Origin of the sequence: Desulfosarcina sp., from assembly GCF_033791525.1 — a bacterium.
In the GTDB taxonomy this organism is placed as follows: domain Bacteria; phylum Desulfobacterota; class Desulfobacteria; order Desulfobacterales; family Desulfosarcinaceae; genus Desulfosarcina.
On sequence record NZ_JASJGN010000162.1, the window covers coordinates 1 to 9,738 of the forward strand.

Below are 9,738 nucleotides of genomic sequence, written 5' to 3' on the forward strand. Positions count from 1 at the left end.
GCTACGGACGCCGATACGAAATCCGAGTCGAAATCCGAGTAAAGCCAATTAACGCGCATGCCGAGGTGGTGGAATCTGGTAGACACGCTATCTTGAGGGGGTAGTGACCTACGGTCGTGCGGGTTCAAGTCCCGCCCTCGGCACCACACATACTTTTTTATAGCGATTTCAGTATGTTATTGAAGTCGCTTTGTTATATGCGATTTTAGGCCCGGTTTTCGCACCACGGAAACAGGATAATAGTCGCCTTTCAGGATTTCTCATCCTCGATATTATAACCTATTGACCGATAGCCTTTAATTCGCCGATTGTACATTCTTGCCAAAACCGGCACATCTAAATCTGCGTAATCGTAAATCACTACCTCCTTTTTGCTGTCGTGGATTCTGTGCAAACGACCGGCGTATTGATTTAGAGTACCTCTCCAGGAAATTGGCAACGTTAAAAATAAGGTATCAAGCCTTTTGTCATCGAATCCTTCTCCTAAGTACCGGCCGGTAGCGAGGACCGCTTGTTCAGAACCATCTGGAAGAGATGCAAGTGCGTTTAAAGCGGCCTTTCGCTGCTTTTTCCCCATTCCACCTTTCATGACAATTAGATTTTTGATTTTGTTTTCGAGCAGACTTTTTAGTGTTTCAAGATGCTCCTTACGTTCGGTTAGGATAACCGGAAAACGCTTGTTTTTAATGGCGTTCATTACGTCAGCGACAATGACTTGGTTGCGTTCATCGCTTTGTAATAAGGCTTTATAAATTTCATGGATAGCAGTGTATTGGTCTGCCTCAAATGAGGCGGGCATCCTAAAGTCTGTCTCTCTGACAATGACCTTATGGGCAAATGGTCTTGTTGCCGCCTGTTTCTTATCATCAACTTTGTACCGGACCGGTCCGCAACTCATAAAAATTATCGGATGGTGACCATCTTTTCGGGTAACTGTCGCTGAAAGTCCGGTCACGTATCTGGCTTTGCACTGGCGGGAAACAATCTCAAAGCTTCTTGCAGAAATATGATGGCATTCGTCTACGACGAGATGACCGTATTTGGCGACAATATCGTCAACTACACCCTTTCGACCTAAGCTCTGAATCGTTGCGACATCAATAATACCGGTTGGTTTGCGTTTTCCTCCACCAATTTGTCCTATTTCATTGGCGGAAATATCGAGGAACGCATTCAATCGTGCGATCCACTGATAGAGAAGCTCTTTTAAATGCACCAAGACCAAAGTGTTTACAGATCGTTTCGCAATCAAATAAGCTGCGACCACCGTCTTCCCAAAGGCAGTAGATGCGGCTAACACACCGGTATCGTGTTCCAGGAGAGCATCGGCAGCTGACTGCTGTTCCGGCCTTAGTGATCCAGAAAATTCAGCTTTTACTCGGTCACCAACAAACCTCTCGTCGATGATTCTTGTCTGGATACCCAAAGAATTGAGCAACTCGATTGTGTCTTCAAGACATCCCCTCGGCAGGCCGATATATTTTGGGAAATCTTCACAACAATGAACAATGCGGGGTTTGTCAAATGTCGGGAAACGCATTGCCTGTGCTTTATAAAACTCTGGGTTTTGGAAAGCTGATAGACGGATCAATTTGTTTTTCAAAACCGGCGGTAGACCTTCTTTCCCGATATAAATTTGATTTGCAAGCACCAAATCAACGCTGTCGGGCAAAGGCTCCACGATCTTGATTTCGGGCTTTTTGCCGGATGGACTGTAGAGCCAAGGCGAAATATCGTCTTCATCGGTGCTGACAAACCTAACCCCAAGCACTCCACCTCGATAGGCAGCATTATCTACAACGGATTGAACTTCTTTGAAGCTCATATGTTTGATTTCAGAGAGAAAACTCCATTGGTCAGGATATGGAATAAAGTCTGCATCGATAAAAAGACTATTACCCTTTTCTCTCGGTTTAGCCTGCAATGGAAGGGCAATCAGATTTCCAAATCCGCCCCGCGGCAGAGTGTCCTGACTGGGGAAAATTCGATCGTAGGAATCGAATCCCATTTCAGGTCGAGATTCCATTGCCTGGGTCAACATAAAAGCGCCCAATTGACGCGCGAGTTTTGCCGGTATCGTTTCGGAAAAAAAGATCCAGATGTGACCGCCATTTCCAGATCTTGATCTTTCGAGTACAGCTGGCACATTAAAAGCTCCGCAGGTTTCTATATAAGCCCTGGAATCTTTTTTCCATGTCTCCTTGTCAAAATCTACTGCCAGAAACCAGCACGTTTCATCAAGAAGCAGAGGGTACATACCGACCACAAATTCACGCCGGTATCGATCAGTCGGATCATTGCCAATCAGGTGATTTCGAATGACATCGTCTGAAATCGGAGTAAAATCCCTGTTTTCACAATTTCCACATTTGATTTTGGGTTTTTGACAAAAAGGCCTGATCCACTCTTTCCGGCAGGCCGGTTGATAACCGCTTTTTCCAGTGCGACTACTTTCAAAGCGCCTTGGGTAGACATCCTCCCTGCCTCGGAACAAGGATCGAAAAAGAGCAATCTTTTGTTCATCCGTTGATTCGTTTGTTACGTTGGATTCAGATCGTTGGCTAAACGGAAGCTGTTCATCGGCAATGCATTGCTTCAGACCCTGAAGCCTCCGGATTCTATCTTGCAGCGTCGCTCTTTTTACATCAAGAGCAGCCAGTTCCTGCTCTGCAATCCGAATTTGTTCTTTAATTGTTTCTTGATCCTTCAAAACATACTCTTAGATTGTATCGTTTTGATTGGCAGCGGAACACCAAAAAATTACTCTCCGAATTTTCGGATGGCAAACCGTATTACTGCCATGGCCCATTAGGCGACCAAGTCATATTGAACGATTTCGATTTTTGAATTGATTCAAGTGGCGGTAAAAGGAAAACCTTTAATAAATCGATAGTCTTTCCAAAATCCTTTTCTACCTTGACAAATCGGGTCTTGCGCATAAATGCTTGCCATTGGGCCTGCTTCACTGGGTTTTGAATGAAGGTCGCTTTGAAAGCCTCGGGAGTTCCTGTAGGAAAATGAGTGCGTCTTCGGTTAAATGTATTTTCAATGGCCATGGCAAAAATGGCCCCGGAGAAAGAGAAATCACACCCCAGCGCCCAAAGGTCATAAAAGTCTTTCATACGGCTGTTCGCCTCACCAAGCTTCACAATAGCTTCGAATTTCTCAGCGACCACTGTTTCTTTGGGGTACATTCCAAGTTTGGGTGCCGGGAAGTCAAGTAAAGTCGGAAAATCATGGACAGAAACCTCAGGTGTGATTGCATCGCCAAATCCACAGTCAACTTGCAAATGAATTTTCGCTTTTCCAAGTATTGCGGTTAGCGTTACGCGATAGCCTCCATATTGTTGATCTTCACGAATTTCTTGTACATTCACTGTATCAGGTAAATAGGTCAACCCATCATCAATAAACGAAATTTGGCAGAGATTCTGAAAAATTGTCCTCAGGGAAGCGATACTTTGTGACTTAAAAGCGAGGATATCAATGTCGCGGGTCTGACGGTAAAAATCTCCGGTCCAAAGCTTAAAAAGCAATGCTCCTTTTAAAACGAAGTTATCAACGTACGGAGAACGGCTTAGACGAAAGAGCAAGCGCTCCATGGCAAACGTTCGCAGAACAAAAATAAAATCCTGACCGCGTGACCGGGCATGATTGAGCAGGCGTTGGCGAACTGATGCAGCATGATTCTTGGTTTTCGAAAGACTCATGCGACGATAGCCTCCATATAGGGCTGCATGATATTTCGGACTCGACATATCCGCGCATAGTGAACAAGTTCATCGATTGTGCACCGCCGTGATCGCCAACAATCTTTTAGGGCCTCAATGGCAACATCAATGCCCACTTTGTTGCGATACTTAAAACAATCTGCTACGGTTTTAGCCGGATTGTAGACTCGGACCGATACGCCTTCGATCTTTTTTTCTTCAATACCCTCTTTCAGTGATGGACCGGAGAAACGAAAAATCCAGATTGGCGGATAATCAACTTTGGGTTTTCGCATGGCCCGATCAATGGCCATCCAAATCTGGTGTGGATGTTGGGTGCCGATTTCGTGGTAACTCAGGGCGCTGAGGAGACAAATAATTCCGTGAGGTACCCGTTTGCAGGCCTCGGCGAGACTGTGGTGTTCAGTAAAATCTCCGTCAGCAAGAACATATAGTCCGCGCCCGGTACGAATCAGTTTCCCGCTTTTGCAAAGTTTTCGCAGATATTCTGGATGTAGACCAGCTTTTCTGATTTCACGAGCACGCACCACACCAGTTTTGTGAGCCATTTTTAGAATGGCATTTTCTGAATTGTTTGAAGCTGTTTTCATGTCAAAACGTTATCACTTATAATTATCTATATACATTTTGACAAAATAACATTTTTACTTAAAAGTCAATGGATTTTGTTGGATTTGAATTAACAGCTTCCGGAGAAGATATGCGATGAATATGCGATTGTGCAACCGGGACCGTTTTAAAACTCGTTTAAACTCACATAAACTAACATTAAAATCAGTAAGTTACTGTAAGTATTCATCATCAGGCCATTCCCGCCCTCGGCACCATCGATTTCAATAAGCTGTAATCCTAACGGGTTACAGCTTTCTTACTTTCGTGGGTGCGCGTTGGGTGCGTCATGGATTTGAGGATGGTGCTCCCAATACCCGAAGTAGTTCACGCGGAACGTTAGTCGTCGAATGAACTAATGGAGGTGCTCATTCTGGCAGCCATCGATTTGACAGATTACGGGGACGAGCAACACCGCAAAGCGTAGAAGGTTGTTCGTAATCAGTAGTTCTCGAAGAATCCAGATTGCCGGCTGTCCATAACAACCTTGAGCTTAGCGCGGCCCGCCTGTTTGATAAGTTTCCAAAGTAGATTGAGCTCTGCAGCTGGCATTACAACATCCCTGGCTGCCAATGGGGCCTCTGCCGTGAATAAGCATTTTGTTAGGCGTTCCCATAAGGACCCGGAACTTGGGTTCAAACCAAATGCATTTCAATATCTATCCGCTTCGTGTGGTGTCTTTCGACTGCATTGCGTGTATGTTCGGTGGAATCGGTCCCCCGGTGCAGCGTCTTTCGATCATGCAGGATACGGAGGTCCCTGCACCCATTTAAATGTGCTTTGTGTTGTTCGCCCGCTCGTAGTCGGTTGCTCCCGGGGTAGTCGTCCCTGAACGTCCGACGCTGACCGTAGCATATGTGTCGAACGACCTGCCCTTGATTCTGCCATGGAGCCTTCCCTGCGAGATGTTGTATGTCAAATCTGTGGGCCTATTGCTTCGCTCCTTTCTTAGTGCTGCGCGAACCATTGACTACCGAGTCGATTAGCCAATATATTCTTATCAATGGGCTAATTGGTCAAAATTGCCCTATGAGCCTTTGAATGATTATCATTCACGAATAAACTCCACTCGCCGATTCAGTGACCTGCCTTTGGGAGTCTGATTGTCGGCAATGGGCGTTGCCTCACCATAGCCTTGAACCACCAGCCGAGCCTCCGAGATATGATGCCGGTCACTCAGATATTCCGCCACAGCCTTTGCTCTCCTCACAGACAGCATATTGTTATATTCATCGGTCCCGCTGCTGTCCGTGTGGCCGGCCACGATAATGACAGCATCCGACAGGCCGCCTTTGAGTGCACTGCCGAAACTGTCAAGCAGGTCGTACGATTCCGGCTTGATGATGTCAGAATCATAATCAAAATTGATCAATGCCCCCGCCTTCAGCGGCGTCGATGGTTCGGTAATGCCACCAAGGCCTCTTGTATCAAGTCCCCGGGTCAAGCCACGGGTGTTGGCTGGAAGTCCCGCAGGTTTTTTGATGCTCAGCGCATCAACGAATTCCGCTTCGGATTTCGGGAATTTCATTTCCTCAGCAAAGATGCCTTGAGATGCAAAACCGAAAATCGCGATAACGACAATTAGGGTTTTTTTCTTCATAGTTGTCCCCTTATTTGCTTATGAATTGATTATCTATGAAAAAATTCTACCTCGTGAAAGCTATCTTTCTCCATGCTTTTAATAAGATATCCAAGGACAGGAGAGGTGGTATCGTTGGCTTGCCAAGCGACCGGTGAAGTCAGTGTTTTGATAATTCCGCTATTGACTCTGGTCGTTAGGTAATCGGCCATGTTTTTCTTGGCTCTTGAGATCTGGGTTTTATTCTTGGACCTCACCGATTTTTTCAATGTGTTATCCAATACCTCGAGTTCTATATTTCGCTGAACGGAAGCGACAAAAAGAATCTTCTCTTTACCGATGATATCGTCTAAATAGAAGAAGCGATCCTTGGAAGGAAGCACGACATCGGCTTCGGCTTTTACCGGGTTGTTGTGGTTCAGCATCACGCCGTCAAATTGCTTTAACGGGAACAACCTAAAAATCTGCCCGGTGGCATCGGTCTGATAAACGTAGACATAACAGTCTTGGTTGGCTTTAAAGTAAATTTTGTAGTGATCGCCGGAATTCAGTTCACCACCACTGGTGATCGGCATCAGGGGGCCGGTGCCGCCGGCCCGATACACATAGGATGCCTGGATGGACAACGGCTGTACTATTGGCGATTCCGGCGACTCGCCTCCGTGGACAACCTTCACGGGAGATTCAGGAACGAGTGCAACTGTCGGTCCGTTCGGCGTTGCCTTGGCATTGTGCACATCAATGTCAGGTGAAGCGGATGCTTGTGATATGTCGAAAGCTTCTATCTTCTGCATTAAATCATTATAGCGCGGATCCTTTTTAAACTGAATGCTGTCATTGATCCGATTGTTTTCTACAAAATAATAGTTTTCCAGGTTGAATGGCTGAGTGTTAGGTTCAACATAATAAAAACCGCTGATCAAATAAATCGCCAGTAAATTGTCGCCCGACAGACCAATAGTTGAATGCCTGAATTCCTCTGAAGGGTTAATCTTCTTATGGAAAAATGGGTGGTCACGGCTTTCGGAGCCTAGTATGGCGTATGCAGTAATATCGTCTATCACCGAATCATATCGATAAACCTTAACATCCCAGTATATCGAAATAGCCTTTACGGGCCCATCGTTACGAAAGACAACCTCAGGATTGTGATCCTCGGTCTCAGTCGGAAACACCAACGCGCAGGTGATATTTGGTTCTGCATAAACGCTTTGTTTTGATAATAAGTCGCGTAGGCTGTATCCGGAAAATCCTGAAATCGCTAATAGTAATATAGTTACAGCAACAGCTGCAGCAACAACGACTAAGAGCAACTGCCAGGCGTGTTGCCAGCAAAAAAGGAATAAGGTCTGTTGATTGCATCTTTTGTAAAAATTAGATGCTTTGGTTCGTCCAAGACATCTCATTTCTTCAGGAACAATGCCTTGAGACACAAAACCGGGAACCACTATACAAACGCTTACGGCTATTTATTTTCATGGAGACTCCACATCATTCTACAAATTGTTTTTACCGATGCATAAAATCGAGCGTATGGACGTTTTCTTCCTTCAGACTTTCAAACAGGTAACCCGTGATGGGAAAAGTGGCGTCGCCATCATTCCATGCAACCATTACGGTCTGTGTTTTCGAGATGGCTCCCATGCCCCGTTTTGTCAAATACGCGTTAATTGCCTGCCTGGATTCTGATATCTGCCTTTCATCTTCAGCCTGCAGCGCGTTAACCATCCTTCCCTCGAGTGTTTCCAGATCACTATTTCGTTGAAGAGAGGCTATAAAATAGATTTTCTCTTTGCCGATGGTATTGTCCAAATAGAAAAAACGGTCATCTGAGGGGAGTACGACATCAGCTTCGGCTTTTACCGGGTTGTTGTGGTTCAGCATCACCCCATCAAATTGCTTTAACGGGAACAGTCGGAAAACCTGCCCGGTGGCATCGGTCTGATAAACGTAGACATAACAGTCTTGGTTGGCTTTAAAGTAGGACTTGTAGTGATCTCCGGAACTCAGTTCAACACCACTTGTGATTGGCAGCAGGGGACCGGTGCCGCCGGCCCGATACACATAGGATGCCTGAATGGACAGAGGCTTGTCGTCGTCCGGCCATATTTTATGGAGTATAGACGTGCACCCAAAAAGAGTGCCGGCAATAAAGGTCACGAAGGCAACCCAACCCAAAGGGGACATCCCATTCTTCATTTTTTTCTCCGTCCAAATTATTGTTGGTCATGAACCCTTGATCGTCACCACGCCAATGGGAAAGTCCGTGCCGACCATGTGAACTTGAGGAATCTGTTCGAAATTGAAGGCATTCATCGTGATGGAGGGGACCTGATCACTCACAAAGGCGGCAAGTTCAAAAAGGCCCGTGTAGCCGTCGCGGTTGCCAAACCTCGCATCCGCGTGCCGCAGACCTTCAAGGAGCACATACGTGAAAACACCGTGTCCCTGGTAGCCTTCAAAGGCCGGCTGCTCATCGGTGGAGGCCACAATGGTGGCCCGGCCGGTTGCCCGCGTGAGCTTGGCAATAGCGGTTTTGGCCGCCATGCCACGCATGGCGACCATTGACTGTGTAAAAGAACCGCTTTCACACGTGTCAATCAAAACCAGGCTCTTGCGGGCAGGAATGAGGGCCAGCCAGTTCTGGAGGTGATCCTGATTGACGGCGTTTCTCTGAATGGCCTCATCGCTGTAGTAGCGAAAGTCATAGGGCAGGAAATAATAGCGGCCATTGCGCGTAACGCCATGGCCGGCAAGGTAGAACATGAAAACATCCTGCGGGGCGATGGTTGCCTTTACTTGACGAAATGCCTTGTCGATCCCCTCCATGGTTACCTGATCGTCAAATAACAGGGTCACCCTCACATCACGAAACAGGGAAGCGCCTGTCTCACGGATGATTTCAGCGATGGCCCGGCCGTCCTGCACGGCATATTTCAGCCGCAAGGCCTTGTCACGATAGCGGTTGATACCCACCACCAGCAAATGCAACGCCGGTTGCATCAGATCAGCATGTTTCTCGTGAGGTACCTGCAGGCTTAGCGTGAGGGACGCCGTGGTTGCTGTTGCGTCGCCGGGCGCGGCCATGTCGTATGGCGCTGGCGGCGCGAGGGCCGGGGCTGTTGCTGCCGGCTCGGAAAGCGGCTTCTGTTCCGTGGCCAAAACGGTCGGTTCGGTCAGCGATGGCAAGTCGGGTGGCGCTGCGGTTTGTTGGGAAACGTCTGGTGGCGGCAGTTCCACCCAGGAAAGGGCGGTAATCGGGGGCGCCGCAGCAGGCGGTGTGACGGTCAGCGTGAGGATTGCGGGAGACGATGCAATCTCATTGCGCTGATTATAGGCAACCAGTTCGACGGTGTTGTACCCAGGCAGGAGTGTGAGCTGCTGTTGGAGGGTTATCAAGTCGGTTTTCAACGATGTTTGGCCGGCGGTGACCAGGCGCGAGGTAGAACTGTCGGCATAGGAATCGGTGGCCACGGTGGTCTCATTGATCCGCCAGACGACTTTACCGATGCCGCCGCCTTGATTCATGACATTCGCGTGCACATCAACGACCTGTCGGTCAACCGCCGTGTCGGCCGTCGGATTGATGAATGCGACTTGCGGTGCAAGTCCCCCGGCAATAACCTCCTTGACGCCGATGGAAGCCTCCTTTTGCTGCCAGAGTTTTTGAGGGTCGCCATGCAGCCTGGCATGAACCAGATCCGGACGATAGAAGCGATCGTACAGCTGGTCAACGGACACGAACGTTGCAGTTCGATCGAGCCCCTGGTTTACGCTGTAGCCGATTTGACGCGCCCCTTTTTCAGATGCCGCGAAATA

Annotated in this window: 7 protein-coding genes and 1 tRNA gene; 1 reads left to right on the plus strand and 7 read right to left on the minus strand. The window is 47.7% G+C overall.

Annotated elements, in window-relative coordinates; genetic code table 11:
- The first annotated feature begins 59 nt into the window (after positions 1 to 59).
- A tRNA-Leu gene (locus tag QNK41_RS07840) sits at positions 60 to 146 on the plus strand.
- Positions 147 to 250: 104 nt separating this feature from the next.
- Here QNK41_RS07840 and QNK41_RS07845 read toward each other — a convergent pair.
- The 7 genes from QNK41_RS07845 to QNK41_RS07875 form a co-directional block, all read right to left on the minus strand.
- Entirely contained in the window at positions 251 to 2,710 is a 2,460-nt protein-coding gene (locus QNK41_RS07845; protein ID WP_319255464.1) for a TOTE conflict system archaeo-eukaryotic primase domain-containing protein, read from the minus strand.
- An 82-nt stretch (positions 2,711 to 2,792) separates the two neighbouring features.
- Positions 2,793 to 3,710: a nucleotidyl transferase AbiEii/AbiGii toxin family protein gene (locus QNK41_RS07850; RefSeq protein WP_319255466.1), complete on the minus strand. Its 918-nt coding sequence runs from the start codon at positions 3,708 to 3,710 to the stop codon at positions 2,793 to 2,795.
- On the minus strand, positions 3,707 to 4,321 hold the full coding sequence (locus tag QNK41_RS07855) for a type IV toxin-antitoxin system AbiEi family antitoxin domain-containing protein (RefSeq protein WP_319255468.1): 615 nt from the start codon (positions 4,319 to 4,321) through the stop codon (positions 3,707 to 3,709). Before QNK41_RS07855 ends, QNK41_RS07850 begins: the two co-directional genes overlap by 4 nt.
- A gap of 1,067 nt (positions 4,322 to 5,388) precedes the next feature.
- Positions 5,389 to 5,940, minus strand: coding sequence for an OmpA family protein (locus QNK41_RS07860; RefSeq protein WP_319255470.1), 552 nt, complete (start codon positions 5,938 to 5,940; stop codon positions 5,389 to 5,391).
- Positions 5,941 to 5,969: 29 nt separating this feature from the next.
- Complete coding sequence (locus tag QNK41_RS07865; RefSeq protein ID WP_319255472.1) at positions 5,970 to 7,367, minus strand: DUF4384 domain-containing protein; 1,398 nt, start codon at positions 7,365 to 7,367, stop codon at positions 5,970 to 5,972.
- A gap of 61 nt (positions 7,368 to 7,428) precedes the next feature.
- Entirely contained in the window at positions 7,429 to 8,118 is a 690-nt protein-coding gene (locus QNK41_RS07870) for a DUF4384 domain-containing protein (protein WP_319255474.1), read from the minus strand.
- A gap of 27 nt (positions 8,119 to 8,145) precedes the next feature.
- Positions 8,146 to 9,738: caspase family protein (locus QNK41_RS07875; RefSeq protein ID WP_319255476.1), on the minus strand; the 1,593-nt coding region annotated here is incomplete at its 5' end.